The organism is Mesorhizobium sp. BAC0120, from assembly GCF_033542235.1.
Taxonomy (GTDB): Bacteria; Pseudomonadota; Alphaproteobacteria; order Rhizobiales; family Rhizobiaceae; genus JAWRCU01.
This window is the reverse complement of the sequence record NZ_JAWRCU010000007.1, coordinates 22137-44000: the sequence shown is the minus strand read 5'-3', so window position 1 is coordinate 44000 and position 21864 is coordinate 22137. Positions and strand designations below refer to the sequence as shown.

At 61.3% G+C, this 21864-nt stretch carries 19 protein-coding genes; 18 read left to right on the top strand and 1 reads right to left on the bottom strand.

The genetic code is table 11. From position 1 onward, the window contains the following. The first annotated feature begins 28 nt into the window (after window positions 1–28). From SAZ10_RS17295 to SAZ10_RS17275, 5 genes are all read left to right on the top strand, one after another. Window positions 29–1291, top strand: a complete 1263-nt coding sequence (locus SAZ10_RS17295) for an ABC transporter substrate-binding protein (RefSeq protein WP_318610580.1) — start codon at window positions 29–31, stop codon at window positions 1289–1291. A gap of 232 nt (window positions 1292–1523) precedes the next feature. Continuing rightward, window positions 1524–2048: a DUF1269 domain-containing protein gene (locus SAZ10_RS17290; protein WP_318610579.1), complete on the top strand. Its 525-nt coding sequence runs from the start codon at window positions 1524–1526 to the stop codon at window positions 2046–2048. Between the two features lie 16 nt (window positions 2049–2064). Continuing rightward, window positions 2065–2433, top strand: coding sequence for a hypothetical protein (locus SAZ10_RS17285; protein ID WP_318610577.1), 369 nt, complete (start codon window positions 2065–2067; stop codon window positions 2431–2433). Beyond that, entirely contained in the window at window positions 2388–2921 is a 534-nt protein-coding gene (locus SAZ10_RS17280) for a Kazal-type serine protease inhibitor domain-containing protein (protein ID WP_318610575.1), read from the top strand. The genes SAZ10_RS17285 and SAZ10_RS17280 overlap by 46 nt, the downstream gene beginning before the upstream one ends. Before the next feature lie 78 nt (window positions 2922–2999). Then, complete coding sequence (locus SAZ10_RS17275) at window positions 3000–3263, top strand: membrane lipoprotein lipid attachment site-containing protein (protein WP_318610574.1); 264 nt, start codon at window positions 3000–3002, stop codon at window positions 3261–3263. A 190-nt stretch (window positions 3264–3453) separates the two neighbouring features. On the opposite strand, the gene SAZ10_RS17270 is transcribed toward SAZ10_RS17275, so the two are convergent. Continuing rightward, window positions 3454–3660: a hypothetical protein gene (locus tag SAZ10_RS17270; RefSeq protein ID WP_318610573.1), complete on the bottom strand. Its 207-nt coding sequence runs from the start codon at window positions 3658–3660 to the stop codon at window positions 3454–3456. Between the two features lie 294 nt (window positions 3661–3954). Between SAZ10_RS17270 and SAZ10_RS17265 the strand changes: the two genes are divergently transcribed. From SAZ10_RS17265 to bcsA, 13 genes are all read left to right on the top strand, one after another. Beyond that, window positions 3955–5097: an AraC family transcriptional regulator gene (locus tag SAZ10_RS17265; RefSeq protein WP_318610572.1), complete on the top strand. Its 1143-nt coding sequence runs from the start codon at window positions 3955–3957 to the stop codon at window positions 5095–5097. A gap of 14 nt (window positions 5098–5111) precedes the next feature. Next, on the top strand, window positions 5112–6182 hold the full coding sequence (locus SAZ10_RS17260) for an HlyD family secretion protein (RefSeq protein WP_318610570.1): 1071 nt from the start codon (window positions 5112–5114) through the stop codon (window positions 6180–6182). Continuing rightward, window positions 6179–8956 carry a ribosome-associated ATPase/putative transporter RbbA gene (rbbA, locus tag SAZ10_RS17255; RefSeq protein ID WP_318610569.1) on the top strand — a complete coding sequence of 926 codons (2778 nt, stop codon included), beginning with the start codon at window positions 6179–6181 and terminating at the stop codon, window positions 8954–8956. Before SAZ10_RS17260 ends, rbbA begins: the two co-directional genes overlap by 4 nt. Window positions 8957–8958: 2 nt before the next feature. Beyond that, window positions 8959–10071 carry an ABC transporter permease gene (locus SAZ10_RS17250; RefSeq protein ID WP_318610568.1) on the top strand — a complete coding sequence of 371 codons (1113 nt, stop codon included), beginning with the start codon at window positions 8959–8961 and terminating at the stop codon, window positions 10069–10071. Window positions 10072–10083: 12 nt separating this feature from the next. After that, window positions 10084–10755, top strand: coding sequence for a CBS domain-containing protein (locus SAZ10_RS17245; RefSeq protein ID WP_318610567.1), 672 nt, complete (start codon window positions 10084–10086; stop codon window positions 10753–10755). A 79-nt stretch (window positions 10756–10834) separates the two neighbouring features. Further along, complete coding sequence (locus SAZ10_RS17240; RefSeq protein ID WP_318610566.1) at window positions 10835–11986, top strand: HlyD family secretion protein; 1152 nt, start codon at window positions 10835–10837, stop codon at window positions 11984–11986. After that, complete coding sequence (locus SAZ10_RS17235) at window positions 11986–13542, top strand: DHA2 family efflux MFS transporter permease subunit (protein ID WP_318610564.1); 1557 nt, start codon at window positions 11986–11988, stop codon at window positions 13540–13542. The genes SAZ10_RS17240 and SAZ10_RS17235 overlap by 1 nt, the downstream gene beginning before the upstream one ends. Before the next feature lie 123 nt (window positions 13543–13665). Then, on the top strand, window positions 13666–15018 hold the full coding sequence (locus SAZ10_RS17230) for a ferric reductase-like transmembrane domain-containing protein (protein WP_318610562.1): 1353 nt from the start codon (window positions 13666–13668) through the stop codon (window positions 15016–15018). A gap of 83 nt (window positions 15019–15101) precedes the next feature. After that, window positions 15102–16937: a heavy metal translocating P-type ATPase gene (locus SAZ10_RS17225; RefSeq protein ID WP_318610561.1), complete on the top strand. Its 1836-nt coding sequence runs from the start codon at window positions 15102–15104 to the stop codon at window positions 16935–16937. Between the two features lie 210 nt (window positions 16938–17147). Then, window positions 17148–17738: a DUF3611 family protein gene (locus tag SAZ10_RS17220; protein ID WP_318610560.1), complete on the top strand. Its 591-nt coding sequence runs from the start codon at window positions 17148–17150 to the stop codon at window positions 17736–17738. 95 nt (window positions 17739–17833) lie between these two features. Then, window positions 17834–18229, top strand: a complete 396-nt coding sequence (locus SAZ10_RS17215; RefSeq protein ID WP_318610559.1) for an ester cyclase — start codon at window positions 17834–17836, stop codon at window positions 18227–18229. Window positions 18230–18414: 185 nt separating this feature from the next. Then, window positions 18415–19344, top strand: a complete 930-nt coding sequence (bcsN, locus tag SAZ10_RS17210; protein ID WP_318610558.1) for a cellulose biosynthesis protein BcsN — start codon at window positions 18415–18417, stop codon at window positions 19342–19344. Window positions 19345–19504: 160 nt separating this feature from the next. Beyond that, window positions 19505–21712 (top strand): UDP-forming cellulose synthase catalytic subunit, encoded by a 2208-nt coding sequence (gene bcsA, locus SAZ10_RS17205; RefSeq protein ID WP_318610557.1) that lies wholly within the window; start codon window positions 19505–19507, stop codon window positions 21710–21712. Window positions 21713–21864 lie beyond the last annotated feature (152 nt).

Genomic DNA, 21864 nt, shown 5'->3' with positions numbered 1-21864 from the left:
GGCCCAATCCAGAAGGGGAGTAACAGTCATGAAACAGTTTCTGCTTGCCACTACGCTTTTCAGCATCGTCGGCCTGTCGGCCACTCCGGTGCTTGCTGCCGATTGCGACATCACGATCGGCCTCGTCATGGAGCTGACTGGTCCCGCCGGCGCCTATGGGCAGGCCGGCGCGAAATCGGTCGAGATGGCATTCCGCGATTTCAACGAAGCCGGAGGCGCTAATGGCTGCAAGCTCGTCACCGACACGCGCGACAGCCAGAGCCAGGGCAATGTCGCAGTCGACCAGGCTACGCAACTCGTCAACATAAAGAAGGTGCCGGTGATCATCGGCGGCATCATCTCGTCGGTGTCGATCCCGATCCTCACCTCCGTGACCGCACCCGCCGGCGTGGTGCAGGTCTCGCCCGCCTCGTCGTCGCCTACCCTCACCGAGCTTGGCCGCCAGGGCAAGACGAACGGCGTGTTCTTCCGCACCATCACATCCGACGCGCTGCAGGGCACGGCCGCCGCCAAATACGCCATCGACCAGGGGATGAAGAAGATCGCCATCATCCACGTCAACAACGACTTCGGCGTTAACATGGTCAAGGAGTTTGCAGCCGCCTACACCAAGCTCGGTGGCACCATCACCTCGACCACGCCTTACAACGAGAAGCAGGCTAGCTACTCTGCAGAGGCGAGCGCCGCCATGGCCGGCGAGCCGGAAGCTCTCTACCTCGTCAGCTACCCCGTCGACGGCGCGACCATCGCGCGTGCCTGGATTTCGGGCGGCGGGCCGGCCAAGTTCCTGCTCAACGACGGGATGAACTCGTCCGACTTCATCGATGCTGTCGGCCCGCAATATCTCAATGACGCTTTCGGCACGTCGTCCGGCACGACGTCGACGAAATCGACCGAATATTTCAACGCCAACTACGAAGCCTTCTCCGGCATCAAGCCGGACGCGCCCGCCGCCGACCGCTCCTATGATGCCGGTGCAATCGTTGCGCTGGCAACGGCCAAGGCCGGCAAGGGCGACGCAGGCGCGATCAAGGCGGCTATCCCTCAGGTCGTGGCCGAAGGCGGCGAAAAGATCTACGCCGGCAAGGACGAGTTTGCGAAGGCGCTCGCCCTCATTGGGGAAGGCAAGCCGATCAAGTATGAAGGGGTGATCGGCCCGGTCAGCTTCGACCAGTTCGGCGACATCACCGGCCCGTTCCGGCTCTGGCGCATCAAGGACGGCCAGGTCACGACGGTCGGCGAGATGAGCGCTGCTGAGGTCGACAAGATCAAGAGCGGACTTGCGAAATAGCTACGGATTTGAACATCCGGCACGAGCCCGTTTCCCTGAGGGGCCTCTGCCTGTCGCATCGGATCACCACGAACTCGCTCGGCTCGTGGTGATCTGGACGGTAGCACCCGTGCCGCCGCGGTCAGCTTTGCTCGCACAAAGAGATGCAGAGCATGGCCACGGGATTCTCAGCTAATTTCTTCCAGCGAATGGGAGGATAGAGTGCCGTGACAACTCGGCACGGATGGTGTTCATGTCCAGTCTCATCGTCATTGTCTATCCCACTGAGGCCAAAGCGGAAGAGGTGCGGAGCAAGCTGTTCGACCTGCAGAAGGAGTATCTTATCAAGCTCGGCGATGCCGTGATCGCGACCAAGACCGAAGCCGGCAAGATCAAGCTCAACCAGGTCGTCAACACCACCGCAGCAGGCGCCGCGCAGGGCAGCTTCTGGGGGCTGCTCATCGGCCTTCTGTTTCTCAATCCATTGCTCGGCGTCGCCATGGGAGCCGCGTCCGGCGCCATCGCTGGGGCGCTGACCGACGCTGGCATCAACGATGCATTCATGAAGGAGCTGGCGGCCAACCTCGACCCGGGAAAAGGGGCGCTGTTCCTGCTTATCCAGGACATGACGGCAGACAAGGTCCTGAAGGAGATCGAGGGCTATGGCGGCACGGTGCTGAAGACGTCGCTGGACGAAAGCAAGGAACAGGTTCTGCGCGAGGCGCTCAGCCGGGCATCCACGCAGGAACCGACGCACGAAGCGACCCAGGCGCCATGACGGGCATGCCGGCGGCATGCTGCTGATCATCGAATTCCTGTCTGGTGCCGTCGCCGGAATTGCGCTTGGCCGCTGGGTCCGCAGCTACAGCTTCGGCTGGGTCATCAACGCTTTGGTCGGCGGCATCGGAGGCCTCATTCTTGAATGGCCCACGACACGCGTTCTGGGCCTGGGACGATTCATCGGCCCTGTCGGGAATGTTGTCGGTCTGACGCCAGCCATCCTCATCGGCAGCATAGTGGTAGGGCTTTTAGGCGGCCTCATCCTTGTATTGCTGGCCGGGTTGCAAGAACGCTCATACGAGCCTGAGATTGACACCGGAAAGGCGAAGGTGACTCGATGTCGAGCGATGTCCATCGGGTCCTCGCTTTCGTTTTGGTCCTAGTGACCGCGTCGGCATGTACGGTGGCCGTGGAGCAGCATCCGGTCCCGGCGCGGGCGCACGCCTGCACCAACGAGTTCGCTCCCGTCTGCGCCCGGCGGGGAAGCGAACTGCGGACCTTCACCAACTCATGCCTCGCTCGGGCGTCAGGATTTCAGCTTATGTATCGCGGACAGTGCAGTGTAAGCGGCAGGCCGGTCCCCGGCCCTCCGGTCGCCTGCACACGCGAATTCGCCCCGGTCTGCGCCCGGCGCGGCGGCCAGCAGAGAACCTTCGACAATCCCTGCCTGGCTCGGGCGTCGGGGTTCCAGGTCGTGCACCGCGGCCAGTGCAGAGCAAGCGTTGGACCGCTCCCCAACCAACCGATTGCCTGCACGCGCGAATTCGCCCCGGTCTGCGCCCGGCGCGGCAACCTCTCGCTTACGTTCGACAATTCTTGCCTGGCGCGAGCGCACGGGTTCCGCCTCGTCCATATCGGGCGCTGCCGCTGAATTGGCCACTGCCTGCTCCGGCCCAAACTTGGCAGCTGGCGAGCCTTCATCAGAACTGAAATTTACCAGGAGAACTTAATGAAAAAGCTGATCTTTGCACTTTCGACCGTTGCAGTCCTGACGGGGTGCACAGGCGCGGAGAAAGGCGCCGTGATCGGCGGCGCCGGCGGCGCTGCGCTTGGAACGCTGGCGGGCGGCAACGACGTGCGAAATGCGATCATCGGCGGCACTGCAGGCGCAGTCGCCGGGACCTTGATCGGCTCGGCGAGCGATCACCCGGGCTATTGTCTCTACCGAGATCGGCACGGCCGCGTTTTCGAAGCGCGGTGCAGCAGGAGGTAGCAGCATGATGGAGAAGCCGCGGGACTGGCATGGACCTTCCCGCGGAGGAGCAGACGCCTCCTTGCCGGACACGGTTGCGGACCGGCAAGGGAACGTTCTTCTGTGATAGACAGCGTGCCGGAAGCTCACCAGGCTTCAGAAGTGGTGCGGGAACCACAGCCACGGCTGATGGCCTGTCGGCATTGGCGCTTCATCGAAACTCGCTGCTTCGATTGCGCTCCATGATCTTGCGCACCACCAGGACCAGGCCCACCACGAGAGCAACGATTCCGCCGCCGATGTACCAGGAATGCCCGTATCTGTAGCCCGCTGTCGCCAGCAGAAAGCCTACGATGATCAGAATGAGACCGCTCAGCTTATTGACCAGAGGGCGGGGAATTTCGTCGTTTGCCGCCATAACAAACCTCCGCATCCAGCACAGCAATGCCCCCGGCGTTTTGCTTCGAGCCGGCACATCGCCTGACGGACAAGTCTACAGCGCAGCTTTGCGAATGAGTTTAGCAGCGAATCCCAAGACTATGCGCTGCGTTTCTATTTCGAAGATAAACGCCCAAGGAGCGGATCAGCGAACATCACAACGAGAAGTGGACGACGCGGACTGAGCGCAGATCGCTTCGATGTTGAGGTACTTGAAACTATCTTTGGCTTGTTTAGCATTTAAGGGGGGCGCGGGTCGGCACTTGAGGAAGTGATGTCGCTGCCAGCGTCGCAGTCAGCCACGTCGCCCGTCACGGCCATTGAGCGTGTGGTCGTCCGGCCGCGCCGCAGCGCGGCTCTCCATTCGCCGCCGAAAAGCCCCGAAAAATCGCCAATCCCAGCCTTTCAATTTTCGACGCTTGAGCTCCCTCGCCGCGAGCAATTCACGGCCTGGAGCAACAGTCTTGCGCCGATCCTGCGCGTGATCGAGCCTCGCGACCGGCAGGGAGGTTTCGCCGCCATTCAGCATGTGTGGGATCTAGGCGACCTCGCTTTCGCGCGGATCAGGACCGACGGCTTTGGCTTCGCCAGTGTCACAGCTCCGGTCCAGCGGCAGCCGATCGATCACTGGGTTTTGAGCCTTGTTGTGAAAGGGCAAGTCACGACGGTCGGCCCTTATAGCATATTCGACTGCACGGCCGGATCCGCGCAGGTCCATACGCTCGGCAGATCCTTCGACGGATTTGTTACCGACGCCGAGCTGTTGCTGCTCTTTGTGCCGCGCGACTTCTTCCGCGATGCGATCCATATCCTTGATGCCATCGAGTTTTCCGTTCTCGACCATCAAATGGGCCAGCTTTTCGCGGATTATATGGTCAGCCTTGCTCGGCGGCTGCCTATGCTCGACAGCACCGACGTCCCCAGAATGGCGAGCGCTACGCGTGCCATGATACTTGCCTGCGCCGCACCGTCTACCGACACGGCTGACGAAGCCCGTGAACCGTTTGCGACTGTGCTGCTCGAGCGGGCGCGGCGCTTCGTCCAGGATCGCCTGTTCGACCCTGATCTTGGCGTGGCAGCATTGCTTACGGAGTTGAGAGTATCGCGCTCACGGCTCTACCGGCTGTTCGAAGCATCCGGCGGCGTCACGCATTACATCCAGCACCGTCGGCTTCTGCATGCCTACGCGGTTCTCGCCGATCCAAGTGAACATCGGCGGATTTGCGATATCGCCGAGGAACACGGGTTCACCGACGGGGCGGAATTCAGCCGCGCATTTCGACGTGAATTCGGCCGCAGCCCAACCGAGATTCGAGCAAGCGTCACGGACCGACCGCCGAACCGGAGCCGTGACGATCTGAGATCGATACACCCTGGCGAGCGCCTGGGCGCGTTGCTGCGACGCCTGCAGGCTTGAAGGAACTCGCGACAATGACTTCGCGCCGTAGAGGATGGTTACTCGCTGCTCTCGCCGCAATCATAGCCATTGCCGGCTATATTGCATGGCAAGCCTATGGCCGTGGCGGTCTGCCGGCCGGGTTTACCAGCGGAAATGGCCGTATCGAGGCTGTCGAGATCGACATCTCCACGAAGGTCGCAGGGAGGATTCGCGACATCCTGGTCAATGAAGGCGACTTCGTCACGGCCGGCCAGGTGATTGCCCAGATGGATACCGAGCAGCTGGAGGCAAAGGCCCGCCAAGCTGAAGCGGAACTGCAACGGGCACTCATCAACGTCGATGCCAACAAAAGCCTTGTGAAGCAGAGGGAGGCCGAACGAACAGCGGCTGCCGCCGTCGTCACGCAAAATGAAGCAACGCTCGATGCCGCTACCAGAAGGCTCGCGCGCTCCCAGCAACTCGCGGCGGCCAGGACAATATCGCAACAGGTACTTGATGATGATCGGGCAAGCGCCGCGTCCGCCACCGCGGCTGTCGGGGCTGCCCAGGCTCAGCTCGCCGCGGCAGACGCGGCGATCAGCACCGCGCAGGCCCAGGTCGTCGACGCGCAAGCAGCGGTCGACGCAGCCAGGGCAGCCATAGAAAGCATCAAGGCTGATATCAACGACAGCACCTTGAGATCGCCGCGGAACGGTCGCGTTCAATATCGCGTTGCGCAGCCCGGCGAGGTTCTGGCTGCAGGAGGGCGGGTTCTGAACCTGGTCAATCTCGAGGAAGTCTACATGACGTTCTTCCTTCCTACTGCGCAGGCGGGCCGCGTCGCGATCGGGTCCGAAGTCCGCCTCGTGCTCGACGCGGCCCCGCAATATGTCGTTCCCGCCAAGGTGACCTTTGTCTCCGACGTCGCCCAGTTTACGCCGAAGACCGTCGAGACCGAGGAAGAGCGCCAGAAGCTCATGTTCAGGGTCAAGGCGCAGATAGCTCCCGAGCTGCTGCGCAAACACATCGAGCAGGTCAAGACCGGCCTGCCGGGCATGGCCTATGTCCGGATTGATCCCAATGCCGAATGGCCGGCGAACCTCCAGGGGACGCTCGTGCAATGAACGACCGTCCCACCGAGGGCCGGTCCGTCACTTCTGCGCCCGTGGTGCGCCTGAACGCAGTGGGGCTCTCCTATGGGAGAACACGGGCGCTGGACGGGCTCACCCTCGACATGCCCTCGGGCTGCATGGTCGGCCTGATCGGCCCTGACGGCGTGGGCAAGTCCAGCCTGTTGTCGCTGATTGCCGGAGCGCACATCGTCCAGGAGGGGCAAATCGAGGTGCTCGGCGGTGACAGTGCCGACAGCATGCACCGAAACCTTATCTACCCAAAAATCGCCTACATGCCGCAGGGGCTGGGCAAGAACCTCTATCCGACGCTATCCGTATTCGAGAACATCGACTTCTTCGGGCGCCTGTTCGGGCATGACGCGCGAGAGCGCAAACGGCGCATCGCCGAGCTCGTAGAAAGCACGGGGCTTGCTCCCTTTGTGGACCGGCCGGCCGGCAAGCTCTCGGGAGGGATGAAGCAGAAGCTCGGCCTGTGCTGCTCCCTGATCCACGATCCCGATCTCCTGATCCTCGATGAGCCTACAACCGGCGTCGATCCGCTGTCGCGACGCCAATTTTGGGAGTTGATCGACGAGATCCGCGGCAATCGCACAGGCATGAGCGTCATCGTGGCCACCGCCTATATGGAGGAAGCAGAGCGCTTTGACTGGCTGGTGGCAATGGATGCGGGCCGAGTGCTCGCAACTGGCTCGCCCGCAAGCTTGCGGGAAAAGACAGGAGCGCCCACCCTCGACGCCGCCTTCATAGAACTGCTTCCCGAAGAAAAGCGTGAGGGCCACACCGAAGTTGTCATCCCCCCTCGCCTGTCGGCAGATCAGGGCGAGGTCGCCATCGAGGCCGAACATCTCACCATGCGGTTTGGCGACTTCACCGCCGTCGATCATGTGAGCTTTCGCATCGGCCGGGGTGAGATATTCGGCTTCCTCGGCTCGAATGGCTGCGGCAAGACGACCACCATGAAGATGCTGACCGGTCTTCTGCCCGCGAGCGAAGGCACGGCGCGCCTGTTCGGCCGGGAGGTGGACCCTAACGACATCGATGTACGACGGCGGGTTGGATACATGTCGCAGGCCTTCTCGCTATATACGGAATTGACGGTGCGTCAGAACCTTGAGCTTCACGCCCGTTTGTTCCGGATGGATTCCGAAGCAATCCCCCCACGCGTCGAAGAAATGGCTCGACGATTTGATCTTGCCGGCGTGATGGATGTGCTCCCGGACGCCCTGCCGCTTGGTATCCGGCAGCGCCTGTCACTCGCGGTGGCAGTGATCCATTCGCCTGACATTCTCATTCTCGACGAGCCGACGTCGGGGGTCGATCCCGTCGCGCGTGACGGGTTCTGGCAATTTCTGTCAGACCTCTCCCGCAAGGACAATGTGACGATCTTCGTCTCAACACACTTCATGAACGAGGCGGAGCTTTGCGACCGCATTTCGCTCATGCATGCAGGCAAGGTGCTCGTCAGCGATACGCCCCCCGCAATCATGGCCAAGCGTTCCGCCGCCACGCTCGAAGAGGCTTTCATCGCCTATCTGGAGGACGCCATCGGGCAAGGCGGCAAGACATCGATCATAGAGCCGAAACCTCCGATCGAATTTGCCCAGCCTGGGCCACAAGCCGTCACGCAGAGCAAGGTCAGAGGCTTCTTTCGCCGGATGTCCGCCTATTCGCTTCGGGAGGCACTGGAGCTGCAGAGGGACCCTATCCGCGCAACCCTTGCCATCGTCGGCAGCGTCATTTTGATGTTCGTCATCGGCTACGGCATCAACATGGACGTCGAGAACCTCTCCTTCGCGGTTCTCGACCGCGATGACACGACGATCAGTCGCGACTACGCGCTCCAGATCGCCGGCTCGCGCTATTTCACAGAAAAGGCGCCAATCATCGACTATGCCGACCTCGACCGGCGCATGCGGAGCGGCGAGCTTTCGCTTGCCATCGAGATTCCACCGGGTTTCGGGCGGGACGTCTTCCGCGGCCATAGCGTCGAGATCGGCGCGTGGATAGACGGCGCCATGCCCAGCCGCGCAGAGACCGTACGAGGCTACGTACAAGGGATGCATGCCGCCTGGCTGACGCAGAAGGCGCGCCAGCTCTACGGCAACGCCGCAACCGTCGGGGATTTCCAGCTCGAAACCCGCTTTCGCTACAATCCGGATGTCCAAAGCCTCGTGGCAATGGTGCCGGCAGTCATCCCGCTGCTCCTGTTGATGATCCCGGCCATGCTCGCGGTTCTGAGCGTCGTCCGCGAGAAGGAGCTGGGATCGATCACCAATTTCTACGTGACCCCGGTCACCCGCCTTGAATTCCTGCTCGGCAAGCAGCTTCCCTATGTTGCGCTCGCGATGCTGAACTTTTTCACGATGGTGGCCATCGCTGTCTTCATCTTCCGCGTGCCGTTCACCGGCAGCTTTCTCACGCTCTCCGCAGCAGCGTTTCTCTACGTCATTGCCACGACGGGCATTGGGCTGCTCTTGTCGACATTCATGAGCAGCCAGATCGCCGCAATCTTCGGCACTGCGCTCATCACCCTCATCCCCGCCGTCCAGTATTCGGGAATCATCGATCCGGTTTCTTCCCTGCAGGGCGCGGGCGCACTTTTCGGCAAGATCTATCCGACGACCTACTTCGTGACGATCGCGCGCGGCACCTTCTCGAAGGCGCTCGATTTCAGCGACTTGTCGCGTGAATTTCTGCCGTTGCTGATTGCGATTCCGGTGCTGCTTGGCCTGAGCGCGCTTCTCCTGAAAAAGCAGGAGGGTTGAACATGCGCGCAGCCAACGTCCTCCAGCTCGGCATAAAGGAACTGCGCGGGCTGGCTCGCGACCCGATGCTACTCATCCTGGTCGTCTACGCCTTCACGCTTTCGATCTACACCGGCGCAAAGGCCGTGCCGGAGACGCTCAATCGCGCAGCCATCGCGATCGTAGACGAGGACCAGTCGCCGGTCTCCTCGCGCATCATCACCGCCTTCTATCCGCCCTATTTCGTGGTTCCGCGGCTCATCTCACCATACGAGATGGACAGCCGCATGGATGCCGGCCTCGATACCTTCGCAATCAACATCCCGCCGAATTTCCAGCGAGATCTTCTCGCCGGAAGATCGCCGACGATCCAGCTCAATGTCGACGCAACCCGGATGACACAGGCCTTCACGGGGAGCGGCTACATCCAGTCCATCGTATCCGTCGAAGTCAGCGAATTCCTGAACCGCTATCGGGGTGCAGCCGCCGTGCCCGTCGACCTGACTTTGCGCGCGCGCTTCAATCAGCAACTCAACAAGGGCTGGTTCGGAGCCATCAACAACATCATCTCCTCCATCACCATGCTGTCCATCGTGTTGACCGGCGCCGCCCTCATCCGCGAGCGAGAGCACGGCACGATCGAGCACCTCCTCGTCATGCCGGTAACGCCTGTCGAGATCATGCTGAGCAAGGTTCTATCGATGGGGCTGGTCGTCCTTCTCGCCGCCGCCTTCTCGTTGGTCGTTGTCGTGCAGTGGCTCCTCTCAGTTCCGATCGCAGGCTCGATCCCCCTGTTCATGTTAGGCACGGCTCTCCAACTCTTCGCGACGACCTGCATGGGCATCTTCCTGGCGACCATTGCCGGGTCGATGCCGCAGTTCGGACTGTTGCTCATGCTCATTCTGCTCCCCCTGCAGATGCTGTCGGGGGGCATGACGCCGCGCGAGAGCATGCCCGAGATCATCCAGACCATCATGCTCGCAGCGCCGAACACGCATTTTGTCATACTGGCGCAGGCTATCCTGTTCCGCGGTGCCGGCCTGGATGTCGTTTGGCCACAGCTTCTGGCCCTGCTGGTGATCGGCTCGGTGCTGTTCTTCTTTTCGCTCCGGCGCTTCCGGCAATTTCTCAGATAGGGATCAATCGCCATGAAAGCCAAAGACGTAATGACGGCCAAGGTTATCACCATATCGCCTGACAACGGCGTCAGGCAGGCGGCCAAGCTCATGCTCGCTCACAGTGTCAGCGGACTCCCCGTCGTGGATGACGACGGACATTTGATCGGCATCATCAGCGAAGGCGATCTCCTGCGCCGATCCGAGCTCGGCTCCGGAGCCATGCTGCCTCGCGACGCAGCGCCTCAGTCGAGTGACGAGCGCGCCCGGAGCTACGTCAAGAGCAATGCATGGCGAGTTGCCGACGTTATGAGCCGTGACGTGGTCGTCGTGGACGAGGACACGCCGCTGTCGCGGGTGGCGGCGTTGATGACCCGGCATGGCATCAAGCGTCTTCCTGTGACGCGGGGAAACGCGTTGGTTGGGATCGTCAGCCGCGCTAATCTTCTAGGGACCATAGTCGCAGCCCGACCGGATGGAACCGCCAGCGGCGACGAGGCGATCCGGCGCAGCATCATGTCCCGGTTGAACGAAGACACCGGCCTTGAAGGCATGGACATCACGGTGACCGTCGAAGACGGCACGGTTCATCTCTGGGGAAATGTCGATACGCAGGACTGCCGCAATGCAGCACGCGTGGTCGCGGAAAGCGTGCGTGGCGTGAAGGGGGTGATCGAACATTTTGCGCAGCTGAAACGTTCCTAGAGCGCTGCGCAGTTTCGGCATCCCTGCTTGCCTCCTCTGCGAGCGGGCCTGAATACATCGCAACTACGAGGAATCCGTCATGTCGCAGGCGAAGGTGACGCCGAAGGCGCGACGAACCAAGCCGGAAATAGAGACGGAGACGCCACCGCCAGAGACCGTTCCGGCCCGCGAGCAAGCATCACCTCGGCGTTCCACCTTGCGAACCGTGCTCTTCGTGCTCGGCCCGCTTGTGGCGTTGGCGATCGCCGCGGGCATTTACTTCGCCGGCGGCCGTTATGTGAGCGAAGAAAACGCATATGTCGGGGCTAAAACCATATCCGTGCCCGCGCAGGTCTCCGGGCAGATTACGCATGTCAATGTCACGCAAAACCAGCCGGTGAAGGCTCAGTCCACCCTGATCGAAATCGACCCCGAGTCGTACCGCATCTCGGTTGACGCTGCCCGCTCCCAACTCGGCATGACACGCGATGAACTCTCCGCGCAGCTCCTGACCTACAAGGCCCAAAAACAGCAGGCCGACGAGGCTCAGGCAAACCTGACTTATGCCCACCAGCAGCTAGAGCGTTCACAGCAATTGGTTACCAGGGGAATTGCAGCTCAGTCGCAGCTCGATGCTGCTCGTCGAGACGAGCAATCGGCCGCCGCGACCTTGGCGTCTGCGCGAACCGTGGCGCAGTCGACGCTGGCGCAGTTGGGCGGGAACGGCGACGTTCCGGTCGAGCAGCAACCGAAATTCCTGGCCGCCAAGGCGAATTTGGAAACAGCGGAGCGCAACCTTCGCTTGACCGAAGTGAAAGCGCCCTGGGACGGCATTGTGACCAATGTCGATGCCGCCGCCGTCGGGAGTTTTGTCACGGCCGGGCAACAAGCAATGAGCATGGTGTCGGTCACCGATGTCTGGGTCGACGCCAATATCCGCGAAACGGACCTCACCTATGTACGGCCGGGCAACCCTGTCGAATTGTCGGTCGATGCATATCCGGGTGTCGTCTTCAAGGGACATGTGCAAACGATCAATCCCGCGAGTGGAGCCGTGTTCGCACTGCTGCCCCCTCAGAACGCTTCGGGCAATTGGGTCAAGGTGGTGCAGCGCATTCCCGTGCGCATCGCCATCGATCACGGGCCGAGCGACCCTGTGCTGCGCAACGGCATGAGCACCTGGGTTTCCATCGATACCGGCCATCGGCGAACGCTTTCGACACTCTGGCGGGACATTGTCGGATTCTTCTGATGGCCAGCTCCAGCAATCAGGACGGCAGCAATCCTGCACCGGCCGCAACGAGCAACAGGATTGCGACGACTGCCTGTGTCATGCTGGCAGCGCTCATGCAGGCGCTCGATTCCACTATCGCCAATGTCGCGCTGCCGCATATGCAGGGTTCGCTTTCGGCCACATCAGAGCAGGCGAACTGGATCCTCACGTCGTACATAGTGGCGGCCGCCATCGTCACTCCCGCAACAGGGATCCTGGAAAACCGGCTGGGCCGGCGGCGGCTATTCATCGGAGCGGTCGGCGGCTTCATAGCGGCTTCGGTGCTCTGCGGCATCGCGGGCACACTCACCCAGATGATCCTGTTCCGCCTGTTGCAAGGGGTGTTCGGCGCCCCGCTGGTACCGCTCGCCCAGGCAGTGCTGCTGGATACATATCCTGCCGAGCGCCGAGGCTCTGCCATGGCTATTTTCGGGCTTGGCGTCATGCTCGGCCCGATCATAGGTCCGAGCCTCGGCGGCTGGCTCACCGACTACTACAACTGGCGCTGGGTGTTCTATGTGAACCTGCCTATTGGCCTGATCACCATGGCCGGCCTGTTTGTCTTTCTGCGCGAGCCGCCGCAAAGTTACAGGCAGCGCTTCGATGTCTTCGGCTTTGCGTGGCTTGCGTTGGCAATCGGGTCGTTTCAGCTTTTCCTCGATAGGGGAGAACAACTCGAATGGTTTGCGTCCACCGAGATCATGATCGAGGCTGGGCTTGCCTTGCTCGCCCTCTACATGTTCCTGGTCCACGTGTTTACGACCGACAATGCTTTCCTGGACGTGCGAATGTTCGGGGATCGGAACTTCGTCGTGGGGCAGGTGCTCATCTTCGCGATAGGCGCGATTTTGCTGGCAACGCTTGCGCTGCTTACGCCCTTCCTCGAACGATTGATGAACTTTCCGGTGCTTCAGGCCGGATTGGTGCTTGCGCCGCGCGGATTTGGAACCATGGCGTCCATGTTGCTTGTCGGCCAGCTCGTCGGCCGTACAGGACCGCGACTGCCGATCATTGCCGGGCTCCTGCTGACGGCTTACGCACTTCATGAGATGGCCGGGTTCACGCCCGACGTATCTCAGGGCGCAATCATTCAAACCGGCATCGTTCAAGGGTTTGGGCTGGGCCTGGTCTTCGTGCCGTTGAGCACTGCAACCTTCGCCACGCTGGCGCCGAGGTTTCGAACTCAGGGAACGGCCTTATACAGCCTGATGCGCAATCTCGGGTCGAGTGTCGGAATATCCGTTACCACGATGCTTTTGACCCGATACACGACGATAATGCACAGCAACCTCGTCGAGCACGTCAATCCCTTCAGCCTGGCGGTGCGCAATTACGCCGATCTCCTCGACCTGGCTGATCCGGCCGGACGCGCCCAGATGGACCAGCAGGTTACGCAGCAGGCGTCAGCGATCGCTTATTCCAACAACTTCCTTCTGATGGCGTACGCCGCGCTCGCCGTCATTCCGCTGGTGCTGCTTCTGCGGGGTGAAGCGCGCAAGGCGCCCACGAAAATCCAAGCTGTCGCCGCGCGGTAGCTTTGGTTGTCCTATGAGGCGCCCTTTGATGCAGGTCAAGGACACTCCGAGCGGCAGCGACTTTCAACACCGGAGGAGCGTCTTCGGCAATCCACTGCCCGTTCGAGACGGAAAAGAGTCGCCATGCGGAATATCAAGTACGCCCTCTGGGGCACGTTCGCACTGCTGACCGCTCTATGGCTGCTGGCGGAACCGACGGTGTTCCAGCAGGCAGGCTTCTTCGCGCTTCGTGCGACAGTGATGCAATATAGCGGCGTGATCGCGATCGGTGCGATGAGCGTAGCGATGATCCTGTCGCTCAGGCCGCGCTGGCCCGAGCGCTGGCTTGGCGGCCTGGACAAGATGTACCGCCTGCACAAATGGTTGGGCATCGCCGCTCTTGTCGTTGCGATCATTCATTGGCTCTGGGCCCAGGGGCCGAAGTGGGCGGTGGGCTGGGGCTTCCTGGAACGGCCGGCACGCGGCGAAAGACCTGTGATTGAAAATCAAATCGAAGCGTTTCTTGCGAGTCTGCGCGGCTCCGCGGAAGGCGTCGGGGAATGGGCCTTCTATGCCACCGTGCTGCTGATTGGGCTGGCTCTTATCCGATGTTTCCCCTACCGGCTGTTCTATAAGACGCACCGGCTTCTCGCGCTTGCCTATCTGGTGCTGGTCGTTCACGCGGTCGTGTTGATCAAGTTCAGCTATTGGACGTCGCCTCTCGGCTGGGTAATGGCGCTGCTGCTCGCCTGTGGCACATTCGCGGCGGCGGTCGTCCTGTTGCGCCGAGTCGGCGCCGGCCGGCAGGTCGAAGGCAGAATCTCGTCGCTGAAATATTATCCCGGCGTACAGGCGCTCGAGACCGAGATCGAGGTGCCTATCGGCTGGCCAGGCCATAGACCAGGCCAGTTCGCCTTCGGCACCTCGGACGCTTCGGAAGGAGCACACCCCTACACGATCGCCTCCGGCTGGCATCGCGAGAATCCGCGGATCACCTTTATCACCAAGGCACTGGGCGACCACACCAGCCGACTGCGCGAGAAGCTGAGCGTCGGCCAGAAGGTAAAGGTCGAGGGTCCCTATGGCTGCTTCACCTTCGACGACGACTGTCCCCATCAGATCTGGGTGGGCGGCGGGATCGGGATCACACCATTTGTTGCGCGCATGAAGCATATGGCGTTGCAACAGCAGGCGCCTGACTGGCCGATGTCGCAGACGGTCGATCTCTTCCACAGCACCGCCGATGTGGACGAGGAAGCTCTCGACAGACTCGCGGCGGATGCCAAATCCTCCAACGTCCGCCTGCATGTTCTGATCGACGCCCGTGACGGCTTTCTGACAGGCGCTCGTATACGCGATGCGGTGCCTCAATGGCGCGAGGCGAGCATCTGGTTCTGCGGTCCGGTGGGCTTCGGCGCTGCGCTGAAACGGGACTTCGCCGCACAGGGCTTTCCCGTGACGCAGCGCTTCCACCAGGAACTCTTCGCCATGCGGTAGAAGGCTGGACGACACGTGGTCGGCCGGTTCTCAGAGCGAATGCAATCGTCCTGATTTCTCAGGGGCAGTCGAGGTCACTTGCGATGCACGGTCCATTATCCAACTTGCTGTCCTACAGAGCGCTCCTCGTAGGCGTCGCAGTGGCCGGCTTGGCTGCGGGTGCGATCGCTTCGGTTCTCGGTCTGACCTGGACAGGATGGGCGTGGACGGCGGGCACGCTTCCGATACTGGCAGCCCTGGTCCTGGAAATCGCCACGAGCTTGCGCCGCGGCGAAGTGGGCCTTGATCTGATAGCCGCCCTTTCGATGTCTGCGGCTCTGGCCTTCGGCGTTCCTCTGGCCGGCAATGTCGTAGCGCTCATGTATGCGGGCGGCCAGTTCCTTGAAAGCTATGCGGAAGGTCGAGCGCGCCAGGAGATGACGGCCCTGCTCGGTCGTGTAGCGCATACCGCGATGCGCTACCTGGATGGCCTCCTGGAAGAGACGCCGATCGAGACTCTCATGCCTGGCGATCGAATCCTGGTCCGTCATGGCGAAGTAGTGCCTGTCGACGGATCGCTCGCTTCCGCAACCGCACTGCTCGACCAATCCGCGCTGACCGGCGAGAGCATGCCGGCCGAAAAGCACTCAGGGGACGAGATACTCAGCGGCTCGACCAATGTAGGCGATGCCTTCCAGCTCAGGACCGCACGGGCGGCGGCCGAAAGCACCTATGCCAATATCGTAAGGCTCGTTCAGCAGGCTCAGGAAAGCAAAGCGCCAAGCGAGCGTCTTGCCGATCGCTATGCGATCTGGTTCCTGCTGGCGACGCTATTGATCGCCGGAGCAGCCTGGTGGCTGTCGGGCGATCGGATCAGGGCTCTCGCAGTGCTTGTGGTTGCTACGCCCTGCCCTTTGATCCTTGCACTGCCGGTGGCCATCATCTCGGGTATGTCGCGAGCAGCCAAGGCCGGTGTGCTCATCAAGAGCGGCGGCGCGCTGGAAGCGCTGGCGAAGATCCAGACAGCGATACTCGACAAGACAGGCACGCTAACTTTCGGCCAGGCCAAGGTGGGCGACGTCAGGACCGTAGAGGGCTGGACGGGAGAGGAGGTACTGCGGCTGGCCGCTTCCCTTGACCAGGCGTCCGGGCATGTGATCGCTGACGCGCTGGTCGTCGACGCTCGCCAGCGCGGCCTTGCCCTTTCCTCGCCATCCGGTATCAGCGAGGTCGCCGGCACCGGGCTCTCGGGCATGGTGGATGGACATCATGTCGTGGTCGGAGGGAGCCGGTTTGTCCACGACCGAGCCCGACGCGGCGACCCCTACGCGCTGCGCACGGGTATTCCGGAAGGCAATGTCGTCGTCGCGGTGGCGGTCGACGAAGCTCTTGCGGGTATCATCACGCTCATCGACGAGGTCCGGCCAGACGCATCTGCCATGCTCGAGGCCCTGCGCGGGGCCGGAATCCACAGGGTCGTGATCGCTTCCGGCGACCGCCAGGATGTGGTCGACTCGGTAGCCGGCAGCCTTGGCCTCTCCGATGCCTTCGGCGAGCTTGATCCGGCCAAGAAGGTCGAAATCGTGGTACGAGAGCGGGAACGAGCGCCCACCATGATGGTCGGTGACGGCGTCAACGACGCGCCCGCTCTGGCGAGCGCCGATGTCGGCGTCGCGATGGGAGCACGCGGCTCGGCCGCATCGTCCGAGAGCGCCGATGTCGTGCTCCTGGTCGATCGCCTCGACAATCTGACTGTCGCCGTGAACATCGCTCATCGCACGCGTCGCATAGCGTTGCAAAGTGTGCTTGCCGGGCTTGGCCTTTCCGTCGTTGCTATGGTCGCCGCCGCCTTCGGGTTCCTGCCGCCTGTGGCTGGCGCGCTCGTTCAGGAAGCCATCGACATTGCGGTCATTCTCAATGCACTTCGTGCTCTCAGATAGACGGCTCGCCGCATCGCGCTTCACCATCCACAATCGTGTCGCCGGCACATTTTGGGATTCCGTGCATACCGGAGAGATTCCCGGCAGGTCTAACCAACGGGGAAGTGCGGTATAAGTTGGCCGACGCGGCCGCCGCGCATCGCCGCAGTCGTACCGGCGCCAAGCGTCGCAGGGAGGAGTTTCACGAACGATGACTTTGGTGCTGCGGAAATGTTGAGATCGGCGCCGGACAACCGCCTCGCCAAGGCATTTTGGCGAACCGGCTGGGTCGGCTTCTGGATACAGCTTGCCATCCTCCTAATATGCATCGGGCTGGCAGTTTACGCCCTGATAGCCGACCGCAATGCCGGTATCGGAACACGTGGCCAGCTTGGAGTGCTGAAGTACCTGACCATCATAAGTTTGCTGATCCTGGCGTTCACCACGTTCTGGTCTTTCCGCTACATCCTGCTGGCGGGCCGGATTGCCGACCCTGCCCGCTGCCCATCCGCATCTGACGTCCGGCGGACCGTAGGGATTGGCGTTGGAGCGAGCACGGTAGGCCTCATCGTCTCCATGGTGATCATGCTGTTCGAGGTGACCCAACTCTTTCTCTACTTTCTCAATGTTCCGAAAGCCGGCGTCCCCGTCATCCAGACCACTTCGGGGCCAGCGACTTGGGTGTCGGCTGGCGACATACTGAACTTCGCGATTCTGGTCTTCATGACGTTCATCGAGGTGATTGTGCTCGCACTTGGTCTCTGGCTGCTGTTTCGCGCGTCGACCTCAGAAGACTTGCCCCACCTGCAGCCCGCGGAGTGAGCTCATAAGGGATCGAGAAGGCTCCCCCATTCGCGCCCGCGACGTGGCAAGGAATGGGCCCCGCCGCTCCCCCCCCCCCGACACAGGCAAGTGCTTTGACCGACAGCAGCCTCGCCACCACCTACCGCGCGTATATCCGCTGCCTCAACAGACAGGATTGGATAGCGCTGGAAAAATTCGTGCACGATGATGTGCGCTACAATGGCGAACGAATCGGCTTGTCCGGCTACCGCGAAATGCTTGAGAGGGATTTTGACCAAATCCCGGACCTTCGTTTCAACATAGAGCTGCTGATTTGCGAGCCTCCGCGCATCGCGAGCCGCTTGAGGTTCGAGTGCACGCCCAAGGGCAGTTTCCTTGGGCTAGAGGTCAATGGACGCAAGGTTTCGTTCTCGGAAAACGTGTTCTACGAATTCGACGCGCGGAAAATCAAAGAGGTGTGGTCGATCATCGACAAGGCAGCCATCGAAGCGCAGCTTCAGCGGCCATGATCAGCTATCCGCTTCACTGAAGCGCAATTCAATTCCCTGCCGCCGGTTGTCCGACAAAGCTGTGGATCGAGCAGATCAAGCTTGGACAGGGCGGAGCACTTCCTCATCTTCGACACGAAGTGAGTCCTGCCGGATTCGTGATTCGCCAATGCCGTTTATCGAGGCTGACCGTCCCATCTGTCACGATGAAGCGAAGTGCAAAGTTTGTTTGCGAGCAACAGTTGGCAGCATCTTGCCTGCGGTTGGTCAGACTACCAAGCAAGTTGTGGGGCATCGCACTGTGGGCCTCAGGAACCATGCTTGTCGCCGGCTGCGCCGGTCCGCCGGAAATCTCGACGTCGGCTACGCATGAAGCGGTCCCTCCCGAAAAGGCATTCGTGAAACCGCCGCCCGGCGGACCGGCTATCATGGCAGTCGTCCAGCGTGGCACCGGCCAGGACATAATGCTCGCCACCCATGCAAGGACACCGGGACAGAACAGCATTCACGTGCGGCTGAAACAGCATGCCGACGGCGCGCTAGCTCCCTTGCGGGCGATCGCGGAGATGCGGGCATCATTGCCCGGCATCGCAATGAGAAAGTCGCCCTACTACGTGCAGAACCGCTATGGCCCGTTTGGTTATGGCGTGGGCCGCAGCGGACCGGACCTTTGCCTCTACGGCTGGCAGGGCATCAAGGGTGATGCAACCCTCCTCTCCAACCAAGGTTTTATCGACATACGTGTCCGGCTCTGTGAGACTGGCGCAACGGAGCAGACTCTTCTTTCAGTGATGTACGGCTATACTATCGACGCTTTTTTTGCGGACAGGAGCTGGAATCCCTACGGAACGCCCGCGCCGCCTCCGCAGTCTCTTGGTGCTCGCGGCCCTGACATATATCCGCTCGGCGCCGCCCGGTTCGAGACGGTAGCTGTGCCGGTGACCTCGCCGATTGCGAAAAAGGACCGACCAAAAACGGTGGCGGGTCAGGCTGCAGCGGCGCCCGAACCGCCGAAGCCCAGCGGCCCGCTCGTCCCTCCTCCGCCTGGCGCCGCAGCGCCCCCTGAGCAACAGGCCGCTACTCCGGCACCAGCTGCAAGCGGACCGGTCGTTCCACCGCCGCCCCCCATCGACTAAGGCCGAGACGATGAGGTCAGGGTTTCTTTACGATAACGAAAATCAAACGGAACCAAGGGCGTTTCCCCCGAATATCATCCGGCATGGAAAGCGGGCTGCACACGCCGCCTCTCGTTGCCTGCTGGTCATGGATTGATTTTATCGAGAGCGGGAGTTCGGCATGCGAAAGCTCCGAGTGCTTACCCTGTGGGCAATCGCTTCAGCTGTCGTCATCACGCTGATCACGCTGCCGATCAGCCTGCAGACGCAGCTCATCGCGAGCCTTTCGGTGCTTGCAGCGATGATGGTGCTGAAGCTCGTCCGGTCGGAAGGCATCTGGCGGCTGATCGCGCTCTCGTTCGGAACGGCGGTGGTTCTGCGCTACGTATACTGGCGCACGACCGGCACGCTGCCGCCGATCAACCAGCCGCAGGATTTCATCCCCGGCTTCCTGCTCTATTGCGCCGAAATGTATAGCGTCATGATGCTGGCGCTCAGCCTCTTCGTGGTGGCCATGCCTCTGCCTCCGCGCGCTTCGCGCGCCCTCAACGAGAAGCCGGGGCAGGACTGGCCGAGCGTGGACGTCTTCATTCCGACCTACAATGAAGAACCCGAGCTGCTGGCCAACACCATCGCGGCGGCGAAGTCACTCGATTATCCGACGGACAAGGTCAAAGTCTGGCTGCTTGATGATGGGGGGACGGTACAAAAGCGAAACGCAACGAAGGTGGATCAAGCCCGCGAGGCCGAAGAGCGCCACGCTAGGTTGAAACAGCTTTGCCAAGATCTCGATGCGATCTATCTCACGCGCGAGAAGAATGAGCATGCCAAGGCCGGCAATCTCAATAATGGTCTAGCCCTGTCCAGTGGTGATCTGATCGCCGTATTCGATGCCGACCACGCCCCGGCGCGGGATTTCCTGAAGGAGACTGTCGGCTATTTCAGTGACGATCCGAAACTTTTCCTCGTCCAGACGCCGCATTTCTTTCTCAATCCCGACCCGCTTGAACGCAACCTGAGGACGTTCGAGAAGATGCCGTCTGAGAACGAGATGTTCTACGGCATCATCCAAAGGGGCCTCGACAAGTGGAACGCTGCATTCTTCTGCGGGTCAGCTGCGGTTTTGAGCCGCAAGGCGCTCGAACACGCAAATGGCTTCAGCGGCATCAGCATCACGGAGGATTGCGAGACAGCAATCGCCCTGCACGCGCAAGGCTGGAATAGTCTCTATGTCGACAAGCCGCTGATTGCTGGCCTCCAGCCGGCGACGTTTGCCAGCTTCATCGGTCAGCGCAGCCGCTGGGCGCAGGGCATGATGCAGATTCTGCGCTTCAGATTCCCCCTGCTGAAGCGCGGCCTGACGCTACCGCAGCGGCTCTGCTACATGTCGTCCACGCTCTTTTGGCTGTTCCCGTTTCCGCGTGCGATCTTCTTGGTCGCTCCGCTCTGTTATCTGTTTTTCGATCTCGAGATTTTCACGGCGTCGGGCGGCGAGTTCCTCGCCTACACGCTGAGCTACATGATCGTGAACCTGATGATGCAGAACTATCTCTACGGTGCATTCCGATGGCCGTGGATCTCGGAGCTCTATGAATACGCCCAGACGGTCCATCTGCTGCCGGCAGTGATTTCCGTCATACTTCATCCACGCAAGCCTTCCTTCAAGGTCACGGCGAAGGATGAATCGGTGGCGTACAGCCGCCTCTCCGAGATCGCGCTGCCCTTCTTTCTGATTTTCGGGATCCTGCTCGCTGCTGTAGCCATGACTGTCTACAAGGTCTACGCCGAGCCATTCAAAACAGACGTCACCCTGGTCGTCGGAGGGTGGAATCTGATCAACTTGATCTTCGCAGGTTGCGCGCTTGGGGTCGTGTCGGAGCGCGGGCAGCGGGCTTCGACCCGCCGCGTCACGGTCAGCCGGCGGTGCGAGATAGGCCTAGGTGAAAACTGGGTGCAGGGCACCATCGAGGACGTATCCGTCCACGGCATGAGGGCGCGGTTTTTCTCGGAAAAGCCTCTTCCCTTGAACATAGGCGACGCAGCCACACTGCGGTTCAAGACCTACTTTGACGGGGAGCTTCATACCCTGCCATTGACGATCAGAAATACGCAGAAGCAAGCTGAAGCGATTGAGATCGGCGTCAGCTATGCACCCAATGCGCCTTTCCATCACCGTCTGGTGGCCGATCTGATCTTCGCCAATTCGGATCAATGGACGCAATTCCAGCTGTCGCGCCGGGGCAATCCGGGTCTGGCGAAAGGTACGTTGTGGTTCCTTGGCCTCGCGATTTACGAGACCTATAGGGGAAGCGTCTATTTTGGCCGCTGGATGCTGTCGCGCGAGCCCGCCGCACTGGCCAGGAAGGCACAACCCAAAGAGGCGACATGAAGCGCATCCTCTCGGCCTTCATGTTGCTCGCCTTTTCAGCCGGCGCAGCGTCAGCTCAGACGCAACCCTTTGATATGTCGCCCGAAAGGCCGGTTGAAAAGCCGTCCGAGCAAATCGCACCAACCCCCGGTCCCTTTAGCGGTGACCGGGGG

Excerpts from the sequence above, each read along its gene's own strand:
- SAZ10_RS17295 (WP_318610580.1), top strand. The coding sequence starts at position 29 with ATGAAACAGTTTCTGCTTGCCACTACGCTTTTCAGCATCGTCGGCCTG.
- SAZ10_RS17290 (WP_318610579.1), top strand. The coding sequence starts at position 1,524 with ATGTCCAGTCTCATCGTCATTGTCTATCCCACTGAGGCCAAAGCGGAA.
- SAZ10_RS17285 (WP_318610577.1), top strand. The coding sequence starts at position 2,065 with ATGCTGCTGATCATCGAATTCCTGTCTGGTGCCGTCGCCGGAATTGCG.
- SAZ10_RS17280 (WP_318610575.1), top strand. The coding sequence starts at position 2,388 with ATGTCGAGCGATGTCCATCGGGTCCTCGCTTTCGTTTTGGTCCTAGTG.
- SAZ10_RS17275 (WP_318610574.1), top strand. The coding sequence starts at position 3,000 with ATGAAAAAGCTGATCTTTGCACTTTCGACCGTTGCAGTCCTGACGGGG.
- SAZ10_RS17270 (WP_318610573.1), bottom strand. The coding sequence starts at position 3,660 with ATGGCGGCAAACGACGAAATTCCCCGCCCTCTGGTCAATAAGCTGAGC.
- SAZ10_RS17265 (WP_318610572.1), top strand. The coding sequence starts at position 3,955 with ATGTCGCTGCCAGCGTCGCAGTCAGCCACGTCGCCCGTCACGGCCATT.
- SAZ10_RS17260 (WP_318610570.1), top strand. The coding sequence starts at position 5,112 with ATGACTTCGCGCCGTAGAGGATGGTTACTCGCTGCTCTCGCCGCAATC.
- rbbA (WP_318610569.1), top strand. The coding sequence starts at position 6,179 with ATGAACGACCGTCCCACCGAGGGCCGGTCCGTCACTTCTGCGCCCGTG.
- SAZ10_RS17250 (WP_318610568.1), top strand. The coding sequence starts at position 8,959 with ATGCGCGCAGCCAACGTCCTCCAGCTCGGCATAAAGGAACTGCGCGGG.
- SAZ10_RS17245 (WP_318610567.1), top strand. The coding sequence starts at position 10,084 with ATGAAAGCCAAAGACGTAATGACGGCCAAGGTTATCACCATATCGCCT.
- SAZ10_RS17240 (WP_318610566.1), top strand. The coding sequence starts at position 10,835 with ATGTCGCAGGCGAAGGTGACGCCGAAGGCGCGACGAACCAAGCCGGAA.
- SAZ10_RS17235 (WP_318610564.1), top strand. The coding sequence starts at position 11,986 with ATGGCCAGCTCCAGCAATCAGGACGGCAGCAATCCTGCACCGGCCGCA.
- SAZ10_RS17230 (WP_318610562.1), top strand. The coding sequence starts at position 13,666 with ATGCGGAATATCAAGTACGCCCTCTGGGGCACGTTCGCACTGCTGACC.
- SAZ10_RS17225 (WP_318610561.1), top strand. The coding sequence starts at position 15,102 with ATGCACGGTCCATTATCCAACTTGCTGTCCTACAGAGCGCTCCTCGTA.
- SAZ10_RS17220 (WP_318610560.1), top strand. The coding sequence starts at position 17,148 with ATGTTGAGATCGGCGCCGGACAACCGCCTCGCCAAGGCATTTTGGCGA.
- bcsN (WP_318610558.1), top strand. The coding sequence starts at position 18,415 with ATGAAGCGAAGTGCAAAGTTTGTTTGCGAGCAACAGTTGGCAGCATCT.
- bcsA (WP_318610557.1), top strand. The coding sequence starts at position 19,505 with ATGCGAAAGCTCCGAGTGCTTACCCTGTGGGCAATCGCTTCAGCTGTC.